Here is a 16,702-nt window from a genome sequence, read left to right on the forward strand (position 1 = left end):
GGTGTCGATCGTAGGCGTAGGTTGATCGAACATACTTTCGATGAATGGAATGAAATGGCTGATAAATCGTCGATCGAGTGGACAGAAGCCACCTGGAACCCAGTCACTGGGTGTGACCGTGTATCCGCAGGCTGCGATCACTGCTACGCGATGACGTTGTCCAAGCGGCTGAAGGCGATGGGCGCAGCGAAGTACCAGAACGATGGCGACCCTCGGACATCCGGTCCCGGGTTTGGGGTGACCGTACATCCGGCCGCGCTCAGTCAGCCGCTGCGCTGGCGCGCACCTCGTGTTGTTTTCGTGAACTCGATGAGCGACCTGTTTCATGCCAAGGTGCCGATTGGCTTCGTCCGCGACGTGTTCGACGTAATGAGAGAAACGCCACAGCACACCTACCAGGCGCTCACTAAGCGTTCGCTGCGGCTGTCTCGGCTAGCTGACAAGCTGGACTGGCCCGGCAATCTCTGGATGGGCGTGTCGGTCGAGAACGCTGATCACCTGGATCGCATCGACCATTTGCGTTCAGTTCCCGCATCCGTACGGTTCCTCTCGTGCGAACCGCTACTGGGTCCGTTGGACGGCATTGACCTTGCCGGTATTGGGTGGGTGATTGCGGGCGGCGAGTCGGGCCCCAACTACCGCGTGATGGATATCAGTTGGGCACGACAAATCCGCGACGACTGCCGGGATGCTGAAGTCCCGTTCTTCTTCAAGCAATGGGGAGGACGCACACCTAAGCAGCTCGGCCGCGAACTAGACGGCGAACTCTGGGACGAGATGCCAAATCGCGGGGCTGCTTAGGTGAAATCAAAAGTAACGCCATCAGAAAACTGAGTCTTTTTGTAAGGCCTATGCACGGTGATCAGACCTTCCTGTTCGAACTGCTTTAAGAATGGAGTCGCGTGCACCTCGCGAAAGTTCGTCTCAAGTATTGTAAATCTGTGAATATCTTTCTTGGTCACTCCTGACCTGCCAGAGAATTTCTTCAACAGAAGTGAACGCAGCGGGGATGTATCGGGACTGGCCGCGAAGAGCACTGGTAGGCCGTGCGTTCGATCTGAGAACTTGTAAGTTCCGCCTGGGTCGACTTTCCACATCGCCGACTTCATGCGCTGAACCCCCAGTTCGCTTCCGCTGGCATGAATCAGTGAATAAGAGACGTTGCCTGTGTTATTGAGCATGTCGAATCTGAGAATGTACGGCAACGACGTTTCGTCCCGCAGTGCGGACGCATAGACTCCGACAAGATGACCAATTCTGTCTGGACTCGCCTCCATGCCGGTGACGACCTCGGCTACCTCTTTGCCGTACAGTGCGCGTATCGCGTCTTGCTGCTTGTCGCGTGTTATCCAACGCTGCACTGATCCGACCATGAAGTTGATGAACAGTTCACTTTTAGGCGTTGAGGCAATATCTGCTAAGACGCTCATAGGAAACCGCGTGTAACCGAATGGGTCTATGAATGCAAAGGTAGGTGCGAGTCGGGTGTTTTGTTGCTTTACTAGCTCAAAAAGCTTGGCCATCTCCGTATCGAACGAACCGTTGATAATGTTGATCTTCAAATTACTTGGATACGGTCCGATCTCCAGTTCGAGCGCGTCAAGTTCCTTTTCCAACGCCTCGCAATTATCTGCGTTCTTCTCCAAGAAGTAGAAAACGAACTCGCAATCCGACATCTGAGGGAGAAAGTGGTGACTCAGCAGCCGTCGTATCGCGATCTGCGGCGACCCTTCGCTTCCGTCTCCATACCGGCCCCTGCCCGCGAACCCATCGATGTAGAGTACGCGCCCTCGCCTGCTGGAGAGGATCGGAAACCATGCACCGAGGTAATTGTTTAATATGTCGTGCTTAGCCTTTGTATGTGGTTCCATTTGCCACTTAGCGGGGTCGTTATCTGCTTTTGCAGGCATCGGCTCTAGACGTCCTCTCCTGGGCTTGTCTGCGATTCACTCTCTGGCTGTGGTTCGTTCGCTAGCTCCCACACGCGCTGCGTAATACCCTTGCACGCCGCGAGTTCGTGGTCAGCCTGTGAGCCTTGATCCTGGTCGATCAAGGCCCGATCGTTGTCGGCGCTGCGACTCTTCAAGATGGCGTTGAGCATCAACGGTTCGCCCTCGTCTGCCGCCGTGTTGCTCAACGGTCAGCCAGTAGTCGTTCTGCGTGATGCATATTTTCGCGATTCCGATCTCGATAGCGGACCATCAGTTCGGGATGACGATCCATCAGACGTCGGTGGCGAACCGCCCTGCGAGCGTCACGGCGCACTCGGAATCCCAACGGCCATGCCTTCAACAGCCGCACGAGCTGGTGGCCGACAGGCTTCAGGTCTGTTGATTGTGTTGGTGAGTCACGGCAGGGCATGACACCAGTGTGTACGAACGAGTACGAACTTGGAAGAACGGGCGGTGCGAGGGCAATCGCTTAGGCATCCTGCGTCAAGTATCGACGTCTTCGTCGAAGTTGCAGGAATGCCGACGAAGCCATTGCAGCGCCCCCTAGGTAGGCGAGGATCGACAGACAGATCACCACAATCTGCGGTGTGCCGGTCAACTGGGCGTTGCCGCCGGAGATCTGAGTTGTAAGCGCAAGTCCGCCACCCACCGCAATCACCGTGCCCAGGATGGCGACGGCGTACGAAGCGCCCAAGCCCCAGCCTTTGGGTGGATTCGCGAGCTCTCCGATCCGCTTCTCGATGCTCGCCTGCAGGGTGACCTTCGCAGGCCAGGCGTCCGGAAGCTTTTCGTGAAGCTTGAGGTCGCTCGTCAGTTGCGCCCGCAGATCGGTGGAATCAATGCGCGCCTTCAGATAAGTGCCACCGATGCCGATGACCGGGACAACTATTGCTGCGATGAATACCAGCCAATCCTTCATCGCAGCATTTTCACACGCGCGACCTGTTCGGCGATACTGACCGAATGACCGACGTAAACGCCTTCACTCCGCCCGAAGACGAAGGACAGGCCGACTGGGTACTACTTTCCGACGGTCGACACGCTTACCGCTACGACGGCTCCGACGAACTCATCATTCATATGGAAGTCACCGTCGAGTAGAAGCGCTTCGGGGACGAGAGTCCGCGCGTCATCTGGCATGATCCCTGCGCATTAGCACGATTGCTTCGCTTGCGCAGGTCTACAACGATTTCGGCGAGGTCATCTCAGATGGGAACGCATCTGACGCTGTCGCCGCGGTGGTGACTGGTGCTATTGGGGTTGGCACGGCTGTCGCCAGCACTTACGTGCTTGCTCTGCAATCCAAACGGCAACAAAAAGAGAACGAGGCGGCAGTCGCAGATCTTCGGTTGAGTCAGCGACGAAGCAGCGTTGAGGCGACTGGGGCCGAATCCAAGATCCCGGACGAGTTCGTTGCCGAACGAGCCCAAGTAGCTGCCCTCAATCGTCGCGCCGACCTCCGCTTCGATATCCAGATCAAGACCTATGCCGATGCCCTGCAGCAGAACACGACATATTTCTACCTGTCGCTCGGCGTTGGGATCGTCGGCCTTCTATTGATTGCAATCGCGGGGGTTGTCGCAGTTCTAGGGCTTGCGGGCTACGCCACCGTCGCGGCTGTCGCTGGCTTCCTGACCGAAAGCGCTGCAGCCTTGGTCTTCAATCAGTCACATAGGGCGCGCAAAGCCGCACAGGACAATCTAGAGAGTCTGGCGGCTGCTACGGAGGCTGCGGAAGACCGTGCACTGTCGTTGATCTACTCGGCACGTGTGCAGGATCCCGACCGGAGGGACGAACTCAATGCGCGCCTGGCTCTCGAAGCGTTGCGACCCAGCAGTGGTGGAGGTGGGATGCAGCAACCGCGGGCGGTCCGTGCAGGGGGTGAATCTACTGAACGTCAGCCCGATCTAGTTCAGTCGGGGTGACTGCGCCCGTCCGTCGAAGCTGCCGTCTGTGCAGTCGCCGCTCATTGGCGGCGTGTACACCACCCGTCCGCACAGTCGGCACGTGTCGGTCCGGTGGTGGATCTCGCAGGAGCAGACCTGAGACCCGACGAGGACGTGGCCGCCAACCAGTTCGTGCCCGGCAGGGCAGTGAGTAGGCGCGAGCTCTGCCCACCTGTCGCCGATCCGGTACAGCTCCACGCCGCCTCCCGAACGTAGTCGCGGTACACGATCCAGGCTTCCCTTTCTGACCGCGTCCCGCTGTCACAACCTAACGGAAATCGAACACCCGTGCGAACAGTGCGGGTGTTTTTTCATGCCCAGCATTGGGCTCGCAGATCCCGTCACAACAGGGAGGTGCCACCCATGGGGCAGCTATTCAGTCGACCCGACTGGGTCGACGACATCCATCGCTCACTCGGCGCAATCAACCGAAAGGTCTACCAGATCATGACAACTCAGGCAGAGTTCGACACCAAGGTTTCCGCGATCTCGTCCACCCTCTCCGTCGTCGCCGGCGGCGTGAATGCGACCCTGCAGAACACCGCCAACCTGGAGGCGGAGATCGCGCGTCTCAAGGCCCTTGACATCGACACCTCGGGTCTCGACACGATCCTCGGCGATGCGAAGAAGATCGAGGCTGTGCTCGTCCCCGCCGTCGATCCCGGTCAGGTCACCCCTCCGGTCACCGAGATCCCCGTTGTGCAGCCGGCACCCGCGCTGTGGTCGTGGAGCCTCTTCCCGTGTCGAACGAGTCGGAGTCGGTCGTTACCGTGCCCGACGAGACCGTCACCACCGAAGAGTCAACAGCCTGACACCAGCTCGACTGCCAACACGAAGCGCCCCACCCTTCCGCCACGTGCGGAAGGGCGGGGCGCTTTTTTGCGTTCGGGCCAGGGCCGCTTCCTCGGCTCGGTCAGGCGGTCACAATCCTGCGCTGTCCGCTCCGAACTCCGCCTGCTCCGTGGTGTACCCGTCACCGACGGTCAGTTGCTGCACGAGACCGTCTCGGGAGAACCCGGTCAGGTCAAGGTAGTTCTCGGCAGCTTTGGATGCCTGCTCGTTGTAGTCAATGTCGATGTTGTCGACAGCGTAGGTAGCGTCTTCGGTGGAGTAGCCGTCACCTACCGTGAGTTGCTGGATAAGGCCATCACGCGAGAAGGGGGCGACGTCGAGGTACTGCCCAGCGGACCGGACCGCATTGCGCTGACCGGCGCTCTCGGCGGGTGCCGCGGGGGCAGGAGCTGCCGTCTCGACTTCTTCGACCGATTCGGCCGTGGCCTGCGGTGCCGCGGGGGCCGGCTGGGGCGCGACCGTGGTCTGGGCGGGTGCGACTGCGGCCGGAGCGGCCGACGTGGTTGCAGGCGCAGCCGTCGTCTCACTGTCGGAATCACCTCCGCCGCCCACGATTCCGATGATCACGAACAGTACGACCACGGCACCTACGATCCACGGCCACTTGCGCTTCTTCTTCACCGGTGCCTCGGGCGGCTGTTGCCCGTAGGGCTGACCCTGAGGTGCCCCGTACGGCTGCTGGCCGTAGGGCTGGTTCGGGTCGTTGGGGTTGGTCACTGCGACTCCATTTGGTCGTTTCGGATGGTTTGGATTGATTATCAGACTTTCAGGTACGAATGTTTCATTCGGCGCTTTTGCCGCATTCAGGCGGACAGGATCGACTCGCGCGCATCCCTCCATCGCCACACGGTTCGGTCGTTCGTTCCGAGCTGGCGGGCGATCTCGCGCAACGACACCCCGCCCCCGTCGATGAGCTCGAGCGCCCGGGTGCGCGGATCTGCGACAGCCTCGACCGGCTCGGGCAACTCATCGGAATTGTCGATGTGTTCGCCGCCCTCTCGGCCCAGCCGCACGGTCAGGTACGTGACCCAAAGCAGGAACACCGGGGGAGTGAGCGCGACCCCGACGGCGATCCGCGAGCCCTGTGTCAGCCATGCATGGATGCCGTTGCCTGCGATCGACACGAGCGCCGACGCGGCAAGCAGCGACCACGCCGTTCGGTCACCGCCGAGACCGACTACTGCCACGGTGCCAATAGCGATCGTGCCGTCGATCATGACCGGCCACAGGTACGCCTCTGGTCCGAGGCCGGCGATGCGAGCGAGGTCCACGAGGGCGACGTAGGAGATCGCGAAGCAGACGAGGGACAGGAAGACGGTGCCGCGGCGAGCCGTCGTCAGAGCTGTGGATATGGACATGGGTTCTGCCGGAACCGGATGTCGGACAGCGACGTCGAGGTGGGTATGGATGCAGAGCAGCGGGCCTCGATCGCCGACGAGGGATTCGACCCGGATAACCGGGCGGTGGTGGTGGCGATGCTGCGTATGCATGAGTTGGTTGCCCACATTGGATGTATCTGTGGCCGTGGGCAAAAGGTGGGCAAGACCAGCAGTCGAACTGTTGCAGGATCGAGGATAGTTGGCCCTGAGCTGCGCGAATGTGAGTGGGGCGGGCGGGGCTCGAACCCGCGACCAATGGATTATGAGTCCACGGCTCTAACCGACTGAGCTACCGCCCCAATCCCGTACCAGGTACGAGCCAGCAGAATCGTACAGAATCACGCCGCCTCGTGGTTTCATCGGGGCCGCTACTTGGCCCTCACCTGCACCGGAACGCCGTTGAGGATCGCGTTCGCCGAGACCGCGTCGACTCGGGCGGGGTCGGTGATGTCATTGACGCTCGGTCCGGTGACAGTGGTGGCGACCGACAGCTGCACGCCGGGGCGCTGATGACCGAATCCGTGCGGCATGCTCACCACCCCGGGCATCATCTTTTCGGACGCCGCAACCTCGATGTCGACGGTACCGGCCGCGGAGGTGACCGACACCATCGAACCGTCCTCGATCCCACGCTGGAGTAGATCGTTCGGGTGGGCCAAAAGCTGATGTCGCGCTTTGCCTTTGGTTAGCCGAGCGGTGTTGTGCATCCACGAGTTGTTGCTACGTAGATGTCGTCGACCGATCAGTAGGAGCTCGTCGTCCTTGGGAACCACGCTCGAGTGCATCAGGTCCACCAGGGCAGGCAGTTCACCGACCACCACGTCCTGGATCAATTGAACGCGCTTGTCCTTGGTCTTCAGCTTCTGGGGAAAGCCCGGACGCAGCGGTCCCAGATCGATGCCGTGTGGGTTGGCTCGAAGCTTCCTCAGCGACAACCCTTTTCGTCGGCTACGGAGCAGGATGTCCAGAGTGCGAGCAGGGGACAGGCGCAGACGGGCCTCGCCGATGATGCTCTTCGGCGTCAGTCGTACCTTCAGACGGTCGACAGTGGAACCTGCCATGCGGTTCTTGTAGCGCAGTGACAGGTCTCGGAAAATTTCCCAATCATGTTTGGCGTCAGTCTGCTTGGGCAGAACTGCGGGCATGTACTTGGCGGTGTTGTGTACCGCGAAAGAATTGAAGATCAGATCGTAGTGATCGCGTTCGAGGGACATTGTCGGCGGCAGAATCACGTGTGCGTGCCGCGAGGTCTCGTTGATGTAGAAGTCGAACGACACCATGAAATCGAGACCCGCGAAGGCCTCGTCGAGGCGACTACCGCCGGGCATCGACAGCACCGGATTGCCGGACAGGACGGCCATGGCGCGGATCTGGTCCTCGCCTTCGGTGGTGATCTCGTCGACCAGCGTCGAGCAGGGATATTCGCCGGCGAACTCGGGAAGATCGCGAACGCGGCTGCGCCACTTGTCGAAATGGCCACGACCGACGATGCCCTGCGAGATCAGATCGATCGCCGGATCGGTCACCATCGCACCGCCCGGGCGGTCGAGATTGCCCGTGATGATGTTGAGTACCTGGATCGCCCACTGACACACCGTGCCGAACTGCTGCGTCGACACCCCCATCCTGCCGTACGCCACCGCGGACTTCGCTGCAGCGAAATCCCGGGCGAGTGCAGAGATGTCGTCGGCCGACATGCCGACGATCGGTGCCACCGCCGCCGGCGTGAATTCGGCGACCAGATCGGCCAGTCGATCGGCACCATCGACGTAGTCGGCGACACGGACGGAGCCGTCGGCGACGATCGTGTGAATCATCGCCAGCAACAGCAGCGCGTCGCTGCCGGGACGAACGAAGAAGTGGGTGTCGGCAATATCCGCCGTTTCGGTCTTACGGGGATCGACCACTACCAGTCGGCCACCCCGCTTACGGAGTGCGCGTGCTCTTTTGGCGAAGTCGGGCACCGTCATCATGCTGCCGTTGGAGGCCATCGGATTGCCGCCGAGGACGAGGAAGAAATCGGTTCGATCGATATCCGGAATGGGCAGCAAGAGCTGGTGGCCGTAGAGCAGATGGTCGACGAGCTGGTGCGGCAACTGATCCAAGGACGTCGCCGAGTACCGATTGCGGGTGCGCAGCAGCGACGTGAACGGAATGCCGTGGGTCATCGCACCCATCGAGTGCACGTTGGGATTGCCCTGATAGAGCCCGACAGCGTTGGATCCGTACTTCTTCCGCGTCGAGACGAGGCCATCGACGACGAGGTCGTACGCCTCCGCCCAGCCGATCTTCTCCCACTTCTCACCCACCCGCTTGACCGGTGTGGTGAGTCGGTCGGTGTCGGCATGAAGGTCGATCAACGACAAAGCCTTGGGGCAGATGTGGCCCCGGGAGAGTGGGTCTTTCTCGTCGCCGCGGATCGAGACCACCGCGCTGTTCTCCACCGTGAATTCGAGACCACAGATCGCCTCGCACAGATTGCACGAGCCATACACAACCGACATCGCATTTCTCCCATTCCTGTCGTCCGAGACTAGCCCGGCAGGGGACCGATCCACGGGCATCGACAGACAATTAGGCTCTGGAGTCGTGACTACCCTCGATCTCACTGCCTCGTGGCCCGTCGACCATGTCGGTGCCGCCGTCGTCACCGACGCCGGAGTGCGGGAGGAGGTGGGGGACACCGCGCGCGTCTTCGAACTGGCGTCGGTCACCAAATTGCTCACCGCCTACGCGGTTCTGGTTGCGGTGGAGGAGGGCGCCGTCGAGCTCGATCAGCCCGCCGGGCCTGAGGGGTCGACCGTGCGGCATCTGCTGGCGCACGCCTCGGGACTGGCGTTCGGCGAGCGAAAGGTGCAGGCTCCTGCCGGCACCAAGAGGATCTACTCGAGCGCCGGGTTCGAGGTCTTGGCCGAGCTCATCGAAGCAGAGTCGGGGATAGCCTTTCCCGACTACCTGGACGAGGCCGTCTGCGGACCGCTCGGGATGGTCGACACGTCGCTGGCCGGGCCTGCCGGTCACGGAGCTCGTTCGTCGGTTGCAGACCTGACCAGGTTCGCCGCGGAGCTGTTGAAACCCAGCCTCCTCGCGTCACAGACACTGTCTTCGGCCGTCGACGTGCAGTTTCCCGGACTGAACGGAATCGTGCCCGGGTACGGATCGCACAAGCCCTGTGACTGGGGTCTGGGGTTCGAGCTGCGCGGTGACAAGGCCCCGCACTGGACCGGAAGTAACAACTCGAGGGCCACGTTCGGTCACTTCGGACAGTCCGGGACGTTCCTGTGGGTGGACCCGTCGGTGAGGACCGCATGCGTGGTGCTGACCGATCGGAACTTCGGAGATTGGGCCAAACCGCTCTGGCCCGAGCTTTCCGACGCCGTCCTGGCCGGGTGAAACACCACCGTTCACAGATTGCACTGGCGCAACAGGGGCAACTCGGGGCACACTAGTACACACACGCGTTGAATCGCTGCAACCAGTTAGAGCATGTCGAGGTCGTTGGGGAAGACGTCCCTCGTCGAAGCTGGAGGTAGTGCAATGCGTGAATCGAACCAATTCGCAGATGCGACGTCGGGTGTTGTGTACATCCACTCGTCGCCCGCTGCGCTGTGCCCGCATGTCGAATGGGCGTTGTCCGACGCCCTCGATTGCCGTGCCAATTTGAAGTGGTCCGCGCAGCCGGCATCCGACGGACAGCTACGCGCCACCACTGACTGGATCGGGCCCGTGGGCACCGGGGCGAAGCTCGCCGGCATCCTGCGCTCCTGGCAGATGCTGCGCTACGAGGTGACCGAGGACGCCAGCGAAGGCGTCGACGGCGAACGGTTCTCGCACGTACCCGGCCTGGGTCTGTGGCGCGGATCGACGAGTGCCAACGGGGACGTGGTGCTCGGCGAGATGCGACTGCGCGCACTGATGGAGAACAACCAAGGCAACCTCGCTGCCGCCGTGGAGCACGCGCTCGGCTCGGATTGGGATGCCGCACTCGAGCCGTTCCGCACCGGAGGCGCAGGAGCAGAAGTGACCTGGCTCAGCCGCAACGTCGGCTAGCAGCGGTTGCCGGGGATTCGTCGCGGCGGTAGTTTCGCGTTCGTGCCTGGGGTAGGCATGTGGGAACGACCGTGGAGTGGTGAGTTCGATGTTGTCGACCGGAAAAGTGATTCGATTCGACGAGTTCAAGGGGTACGGATTCGTAGCGCCGGACGAGGGCGGCGAGGACGTGTTCATCCACGTCAACGATCTGGACTTCGACAAACGACTGTTGGCACCGGGAGTACGCGTCGAATACGTTGCCGTCGACGGTGACCGTGGTCTGAAGGCCACCGAGGTCCAGATCATCGACGGGCCGACATCGACCGCTCTGGTGACCCGGCACAAGCCTGACGTCCCGTTCCACAACACCGCACCCGTCAGTGGTCACCAGCGCCACGACGACGCAGGCGCGGACGTCCTGTCCGAGGCGGACTTCACCACCGAGCTGACCGAGCAACTACTGACGTCGAACGGCACGCTGACGGCGGCGCAGATACTCGACGTGCGATCGGCCGTCGTTCGACTGGCACACGATCACCGATGGATCCAGGGCTGACCGACCTCGATTGACCTCGTCCGCCCGCCCTTTGGCCTCGTTTCGCCCGTCCCCTATATGAATCAATGTGGCTTTCTTGCACTTGGAGTGACCGAAAGGCGCATTGATCCCAACTGGGGTGGGTTCCCCAACCGGGGTGGGGTTGTGGGGGTCTCGGGGCAGGGCTGACGGACCGCAGTAGGTAGCGGTCGGGGTCGATCAGAGCGGGATGTTCTTGTGATTTCCGCGAGCCGCCGGTGCTGCAGCGAGAGCCTTCGCAACCGTGCTTCGGGTCTTGCTGGGCTCGATGACCTCGTCGACGACGCCGATGGCAACTGCGCGATCGACACCGCCTGCGATGCTCTCGTGCTCGACGGTGAGGCGGTCGTGCAGTGCCTCTCGCTCCTCTTCGGGTGCGGCGGCGAGCGCCTTCTTGTGCAGGATGCCGACGGCCGCCTTCGCGCCCATCACGGCGACCTCGGATCCGGGCCAGGCGTAGACCGCGGTGGCACCGAGTGCGCGGGCATTCATGGCGATGTACGCGCCGCCGTAGATCTTGCGAGTGACCAGCGTGACGCGGGGGACGGTGGCCTCGGCGAAGGCGTGCAGCAACTTCGCGCCGCGGCGAACGACGCCTTCCCATTCCATGCTGACGCCCGGCAGGTAGCCCGGTACGTCGACGACCACGATGAGCGGAATGCCAAAGGCGTCGCACAGGCGAACGAATCGCGCTGCCTTCTCGGCACTTTCGGAGTTCAGGCAACCGCCGAGGCGGATGGGGTTGTTGGCGATGACACCGACGGTGCGGCCGCTGATGCGGCCGAGACCGATGACGATGCTGCGAGCCCAGCCGCCCTGGAACTCCTCGAACGTCGATTCGCCTTCGACGTTGTCGAGCAGTTCGTGAATGATCGGGTGCACGTCGTAGGCACGACGGTTGGATTCGGGCATCAGGGCGCGTAGATCGGTGTCGCCGTGTTCTGCGGCGGCGATGTCGAACACGCCCTGCTCGCAGAACATCGACACCAGACGGCGGGCGCGGGTGAACGCGTCCATCTCGCTGTCGGCGACGATGTGGCAGACCCCGGACTTCTTGTGGTGCGTGTCGGGGCCGCCGAGCGACTCCATATCGACCTGTTCGCCGGTGACGCTGCGAACGACGTCGGGTCCGGTGACGAATACGCGTCCCTCGGGAGCCATGATGACGACGTCGGTCAAGGCGGGACCGTACGCTGCACCACCGGCTGCGAAACCTAGGACGACGGAAATCTGTGGGACGAGGCCGGATGCTCGAACCATGGCCTCGAACACGAGTCCGACGGCATGGAGAGCCTCGACGCCCTCGGCGAGGCGAGCACCACCCGAATGCCAGACGCCGACGATCGGGGCGCGCTGTTCGATGGCGGTGTCGATTGCGGCAACGATGTGCTTGCAGCCGTCGACTCCCATGGCACCGCCCATGACGGTGGCGTCGGAGCAGTAGGCGATGGTGTGGACGCCGTCGATTTCGCCCGATGCGGCCAGGATTCCCGACTTGTCCCGATCATGCAGGGGGACAGTGGTTCCGGCGTCGAAGAGCTTTTCGAGGCGGGTGAGGGGGTCGCGCGGATCGGTGGAGGTGCCGGATCGTGTGACAGGGGCCAGAATGGTCATCGCGTTGTCCTTCTTCAGGGCCCCTGGCGGGGGCGAGGCCCGAGCCGGGACCGTCCGTCGAAAGAACGGCCCCAGCTCGGATCATGCACTGCGAGAGCGGGATTCGCTGAGTCGAGAAGTCGACTCAGTGGATCACGCCTTACCGAAGGCGAGCGCTACGTTGTGCCCACCGAATCCGAACGAGTTGTTGATCGCGTAGTCGATCTGTCCGACGCGGGGCTCGCCCTTGACGACATCGAGATCGATTTCGGGATCCTGGTTCTCCAAATTCAGTGTGGGAGGGATGATTCCCTCTCGCACTGCCAGCACCGTCAGTACCGACTCGAGGGCGCCGACGGCACCGATCGAGTGGCCCAGAGCGGATTTCGGTGCGTACACCGCTGCGTGATTTCCGACTGCCTTGTTGATCGCCAGCGCTTCGGCGGTGTCTCCGATGGGAGTTGCCGTTGCGTGGGCGTTCACGTGGGTGATGTCGGACTTCTGCAGGCCTGCGGTCTCGATGGCGCGCTGCATCGCACGCGCGGCACCCTTGCCCTCGGGGTCGGGGGCCACGAGGTGGAACCCGTCCGAGGTGATTCCGGCACCGAGCAGGCGGGCATGAATCGTTGCGCCGCGTGCCTTGGCGTGCTCCTCGGTCTCGATGACCATGAGCGCACCCGCTTCACCGAAGACGAAGCCGTCACGATCCTTGTCGAACGGACGTGACGCACCCTTCGGGTTGTCGTTGTTGGTGCTCATCGCCCGCATCATGGAGAAGCTGGCGATCGGAACCGCGTCGATGTACCCCTCGACGCCACCGGTGACGACCATGTCCGCGTCGCCCATCACGATCATCCGCCATGCATGCGCAATGGCTTCCGATCCCGAGGAGCAGGCGGAGACGGGCGTGATGACGCCGGCTTGTGCCTTGAGCTCGAGCCCGACGACCGCTGCTGGGCCGTTCGGCATGACCATCTGAACGGCGAGCGGGGACACCTTGCGGTAGCCGCCGGCCTTCATCTTGTCGTTGGCGTCGATGAGAGAATCGCCGCCACCGAGTCCGGTACCGATCGACACGCCGAGGCGGAGGGGATCGACGTCGGGCGAGCCGGCGTTCTTCCAGACCTCACGACCGAGCACAGTGGACAACTGCTCCACGTAGCTCAGGCGACGGATCTCGACCCGCGAGAGCAGACTCTGCGGGTTCACCGCGAGGTGTCCGCCGATCCGCACGGGCAGGTCGTACTCGGTGACGAAATCGTCTTCCAGAGTGCCGATTCCGCTTTCGCCGTTCAGCAGACCCTTCCACGTGGCATCGACGTCACCCGCGAGTGACGTGGTCGCAGCAAGGCTGGTGACGACGACACTGGGGAAGCGTCCGTTGGCGGTGGATGGGTTGGTCATGGGTCGTGTCACTCGCTCGCGGAGTCGTCGAGCTTGGCCTTGATAGCTTCTGCGGCTTCGGGGTTCTCCGCTTCGAGCTTCTGGATGTAGTTGACGGCGTCGCCGACGGTGCGCAGACCTGCGAGGTCTTCGTCGGGGATCTTCACGCCGTACTTGTCCTCGGTCTGCACTGCGATCTCGACCATGGAGAGCGAGTCGATATCGAGGTCGTCCACGAAGGACTTCTCGATGGTCACCTCGGACGGTTCGATGCCCGTGACCTCCTCGATGATCTCTGCAAGTCCGGCGATGAGGTCTTCCTGGCTGGCCACTGTTGTGGCTCCCTTCTCTTCTGTGTCGAACGCCGAAGTCATGTGCTTCGAGACGCGGTTGTGCATTTCTGCCACTCGGGGAGTGGAAGTCGATCCGCAGTATCGAGACTGCGGTGTGAAGGAGACCGAGCTATCCGAGCTCGGCCAATGCGGAGATGTCCGCCGGTGTCTTCAGGCCGAGGTTGGGCACGCCGCGCAGTTCACGCTTGGCGATGCCGACCAGTGCGCCTGCCGGGGGCAGCTCCGCAAGTCCGGTGACCTGCGTGGAACGCAGGTATGCGCTGCACAGATCCCACCGCACGGGGCGGGTGACCTGGGCAGCAAGTTTGGTGAGCGCATCGGCACCCGATGCGACCGGCTGACCGTCCGAGTTGGACAGCAAGGTGTGCGTCGGCTCGGACGGGGTGATGGCGGCTGCGGCCGCGGCGACGGTGTCGCCTGCCGATGCCATGTACTTGGTGTGGAAGGCACCTGCGACCGGAAGTGCCCGGACCCGCGCCTTCTCGGGTGCGCTCTCGGCCAGTTCCGCCAGCTTCGTCAGCAGACCTGCAGCAACGATCTGACCGGCAGCGTTGACGTTGGCCGGGGCGAGATCGAGTTCTTCCAGCCGGGCCAGAACTGCGGCTTCGTCGCCGCCGAGCACGGCGGACATGCCGGTGGGTTCGAGGGCGCAGGCCTTGGCCATCGCAGCACCGCGCACCGCCGCCAGAGATACCGCGTCGTCGGAGGAGATCACGCCGGCAATGGCCGCGGCCGCCAGCTCGCCGACCGAGTGGCCGGCCACGATGGCGTCCTCGGGGAACAGTCCACGCGAGGCAATTTCCTCGAAAGCGAGTAGGGCCGACGCCACGACCAGTGGCTGAGTCACCGCAGTGTCGGTGATTTCCTCGGCGGTGGCGGTGGTGCCGAGTCGCACGAGATCCAGGCCGGAGGCCTTGGACCACAAGGCCAGTCGATCGGCCGCGCCCGGGATTTCGAGCCAAGGCAGCAGCATGCCGGGAGTCTGGGAGCCCTGACCGGGCGCAAGCAACGCAATCACAGGGTTAAGAGAACACTGTCGGGCCCTCGATCAGTGATGTCGCGCTCGATGAACTCTCGACAAGCAATTTGTGGGAACCCTACAAATTGCCTCGTGGAGACCCGCTATCGCCGGAAGGCGGTTCGGCGTTACGTGACCACTTCACCAAATGTGACTTGTGTGACATATGGGGCTGGATATGTCGGTTCGTGATGCGTTCGAGCCAACCTACCTACCGTTGCCGCGACCCGAAGGACGTACGCATCGCGCGGGTGAGTGGGATCACGACCGGTCACCTCGGCGATGCGCTTGAGCCGATACCGGACGGTATTTGGATGAACAAACAGCTGCCGAGCGCAGGTTTCCACGGCACCGCCGCAGTCGAGATACGCGTCGAGCGTGTCGGCCAACCCCGAACCTGCCGCGGCCAACGGCACGACGACATGATCGTTGAGAGCCGAGATGGCTGCCCCGTCGTTCAGCAACGCTCGTTCGGGCAGCAACTCGCCGGCGTGCACCGGACGCGGCGCGCCCCGCCAGCCCGCCACGGCCTGCATCCCGGCAAAGGCCTCCACCGCGCTCGAGTGAGCTGCGCCCAGCGTGCGGGTGGTGGGACCGATGACGACCGGGCCGTCGGAGAAGTTCTGCAACATGTCGTCGATGAACGCGTGATGCGCAGCGGTGTCGTCGAGCTGGCCACTGACCACCATCACCAATCGGGTCCCCTGGACCACCGCCAAAGCAGCTCGACCGTGCTTCTGAGCGACGGAGTGCACGGTGCCCACCACGGACACGCCGCGATCCTCCGGGGGAGTGCCCACCAACACCGTCGCAGGCGCAGTGGCGTCCCAATTCAACGTGGCAGCACGGGAGAGCATGTCCGATCCGGTATCGCCCCGGACGACGGCGTCGACGACGAGGGCTTCGAGGCGGGTGTCCCACGCCCCTCGTGACTCGGCCGCACTCGCGTACACGGACGCCGCTGCGAACCCCAGCTCGCGGCCGTACCGCAGCACGGCCTCGGTCAGCGCGACCAACTGCTGGTCGTTGCGCGCGAGCGCGGGGAGCCACTGCTCGAAGAACTCCATCGCCACCCGGACCATGTCGACGGTCTGACGCAGCGTGAGGCGTCGGGCAAGGTCTTGCGGGATCACCTGGAAGGCGTCGAGGCTGAATCGAATGTCGCTGTTCGGATTCTTGAGCCATTCGAGAAAGTTGTCGACGGCCGTCTGGATCAGCAGCTGAACGCTGGCCCGCTGGGCGGCGTCGAGGTCGCCGAAGAACGGCAACTGGCCCTGCATCGTGGTCACTGCCTCGGTCGAAAGACGGCCGGAGAACTGTTTGACGCGTCGCAACAGGGCGTCGGGCAGAGGATCGCGCTTCTGGCGCGAGGGGGCCAACGAGTTGACCGGAAGGTGGACCTCGTTGTCGGTCGTGAGCGAATCGCGGGTGGGGGAGTCACGGGCCGGGGATTCACGAGCCAACGACTCGCGCAACGCCTCACGGTAAGCGTCGCGCCGGGAGACATCACGCGCGGACGAGCTGTCCGGTGAATCGGGTTTCGCATCGGACATAAGGAGAACCTACGCCCGACCCCCGCCCACCTCGCGCTGGACTCTCGTCGCGAGGTGGAGCGGGGGT

The 16,702-nt window shown here is 62.9% G+C and carries 16 protein-coding genes and 1 tRNA gene; 6 read left to right on the forward strand and 11 right to left on the reverse strand.

What is annotated here, in order from left to right:
- Nucleotides 1–54: 54 nt before the first annotated feature.
- Complete coding sequence (locus E4P29_RS04590; protein WP_135042735.1) at nt 55–801, forward strand: phage Gp37/Gp68 family protein; 747 nt, start codon at nt 55–57, stop codon at nt 799–801.
- Here E4P29_RS04590 and E4P29_RS04595 read toward each other — a convergent pair.
- Together E4P29_RS04595 and E4P29_RS04600 are read right to left on the reverse strand one after the other, a co-directional pair.
- Complete coding sequence (locus tag E4P29_RS04595) at nt 798–1,910, reverse strand: three-Cys-motif partner protein TcmP (RefSeq protein WP_135042307.1); 1,113 nt, start codon at nt 1,908–1,910, stop codon at nt 798–800. The two genes, E4P29_RS04590 and E4P29_RS04595, sit on opposite strands and share 4 nt — an antisense overlap.
- Nucleotides 1,911–2,421: 511 nt before the next feature.
- Nucleotides 2,422–2,871: a hypothetical protein gene (locus E4P29_RS04600; RefSeq protein WP_135042309.1), complete on the reverse strand. Its 450-nt coding sequence runs from the start codon at nt 2,869–2,871 to the stop codon at nt 2,422–2,424.
- A 44-nt stretch (nt 2,872–2,915) separates the two neighbouring features.
- On the opposite strand from E4P29_RS04600, the gene E4P29_RS25855 reads away from it, so the two are divergent.
- Together E4P29_RS25855 and E4P29_RS04605 are read left to right on the forward strand one after the other, a co-directional pair.
- Nucleotides 2,916–3,053: a hypothetical protein gene (locus E4P29_RS25855; RefSeq protein ID WP_167735379.1), complete on the forward strand. Its 138-nt coding sequence runs from the start codon at nt 2,916–2,918 to the stop codon at nt 3,051–3,053.
- Between the two features lie 137 nt (nt 3,054–3,190).
- On the forward strand, nt 3,191–3,877 hold the full coding sequence (locus E4P29_RS04605) for a hypothetical protein (RefSeq protein ID WP_135042311.1): 687 nt from the start codon (nt 3,191–3,193) through the stop codon (nt 3,875–3,877).
- A gap of 942 nt (nt 3,878–4,819) precedes the next feature.
- On the opposite strand, the gene E4P29_RS04610 is transcribed toward E4P29_RS04605, so the two are convergent.
- The 4 genes from E4P29_RS04610 to E4P29_RS04625 form a co-directional block, all read right to left on the reverse strand.
- Nucleotides 4,820–5,467, reverse strand: coding sequence for an Ltp family lipoprotein (locus tag E4P29_RS04610; RefSeq protein WP_245154160.1), 648 nt, complete (start codon nt 5,465–5,467; stop codon nt 4,820–4,822).
- An 86-nt stretch (nt 5,468–5,553) separates the two neighbouring features.
- Entirely contained in the window at nt 5,554–6,108 is a 555-nt protein-coding gene (locus tag E4P29_RS04615) for a helix-turn-helix domain-containing protein (RefSeq protein WP_167735380.1), read from the reverse strand.
- A gap of 246 nt (nt 6,109–6,354) precedes the next feature.
- Nucleotides 6,355–6,428 (reverse strand) — tRNA-Ile (locus E4P29_RS04620).
- A gap of 69 nt (nt 6,429–6,497) precedes the next feature.
- Entirely contained in the window at nt 6,498–8,633 is a 2,136-nt protein-coding gene (locus E4P29_RS04625) for a molybdopterin-dependent oxidoreductase (protein WP_135042315.1), read from the reverse strand.
- An 85-nt stretch (nt 8,634–8,718) separates the two neighbouring features.
- Here E4P29_RS04625 and E4P29_RS04630 point away from each other — a divergent pair, with 85 nt between their 5' ends.
- The 3 genes from E4P29_RS04630 (at nt 8,719) to E4P29_RS04640 (ending at nt 10,717) form a co-directional block, all read left to right on the forward strand.
- Nucleotides 8,719–9,522, forward strand: a complete 804-nt coding sequence (locus E4P29_RS04630) for a serine hydrolase domain-containing protein (protein WP_135042317.1) — start codon at nt 8,719–8,721, stop codon at nt 9,520–9,522.
- Between the two features lie 144 nt (nt 9,523–9,666).
- Complete coding sequence (locus E4P29_RS04635) at nt 9,667–10,179, forward strand: DUF3145 domain-containing protein (protein WP_135042319.1); 513 nt, start codon at nt 9,667–9,669, stop codon at nt 10,177–10,179.
- 88 nt (nt 10,180–10,267) lie between these two features.
- On the forward strand, nt 10,268–10,717 hold the full coding sequence (locus tag E4P29_RS04640) for a cold shock domain-containing protein (protein ID WP_032368157.1): 450 nt from the start codon (nt 10,268–10,270) through the stop codon (nt 10,715–10,717).
- A gap of 198 nt (nt 10,718–10,915) precedes the next feature.
- On the opposite strand, the gene E4P29_RS04645 is transcribed toward E4P29_RS04640, so the two are convergent.
- The 5 genes from E4P29_RS04645 to E4P29_RS04665 form a co-directional block, all read right to left on the reverse strand.
- Complete coding sequence (locus tag E4P29_RS04645) at nt 10,916–12,349, reverse strand: carboxyl transferase domain-containing protein (RefSeq protein WP_032368156.1); 1,434 nt, start codon at nt 12,347–12,349, stop codon at nt 10,916–10,918.
- 132 nt (nt 12,350–12,481) lie between these two features.
- Nucleotides 12,482–13,732 carry a KasA/KasB family beta-ketoacyl-ACP synthase gene (locus E4P29_RS04650; protein WP_027497449.1) on the reverse strand — a complete coding sequence of 417 codons (1,251 nt, stop codon included), beginning with the start codon at nt 13,730–13,732 and terminating at the stop codon, nt 12,482–12,484.
- Between the two features lie 8 nt (nt 13,733–13,740).
- A complete protein-coding gene (gene acpM, locus E4P29_RS04655; RefSeq protein WP_045841363.1) occupies nt 13,741–14,085 on the reverse strand; it encodes a meromycolate extension acyl carrier protein AcpM in 345 nt (114 codons plus the stop codon).
- 88 nt (nt 14,086–14,173) lie between these two features.
- The gene (locus tag E4P29_RS04660) at nt 14,174–15,082 is read right to left on the reverse strand and encodes an ACP S-malonyltransferase (protein ID WP_135042321.1); all 909 of its coding nucleotides are present in this window, start codon (nt 15,080–15,082) and stop codon (nt 14,174–14,176) included.
- Nucleotides 15,083–15,210: 128 nt separating this feature from the next.
- Entirely contained in the window at nt 15,211–16,635 is a 1,425-nt protein-coding gene (locus E4P29_RS04665; protein WP_245154161.1) for a helix-turn-helix domain-containing protein, read from the reverse strand.
- Nucleotides 16,636–16,702: the final 67 nt, after the last annotated feature.

Source organism: Rhodococcus sp. 1R11 (genome assembly GCF_004563845.1).
GTDB lineage: Bacteria > Actinomycetota > Actinomycetes > Mycobacteriales > Mycobacteriaceae > Rhodococcoides.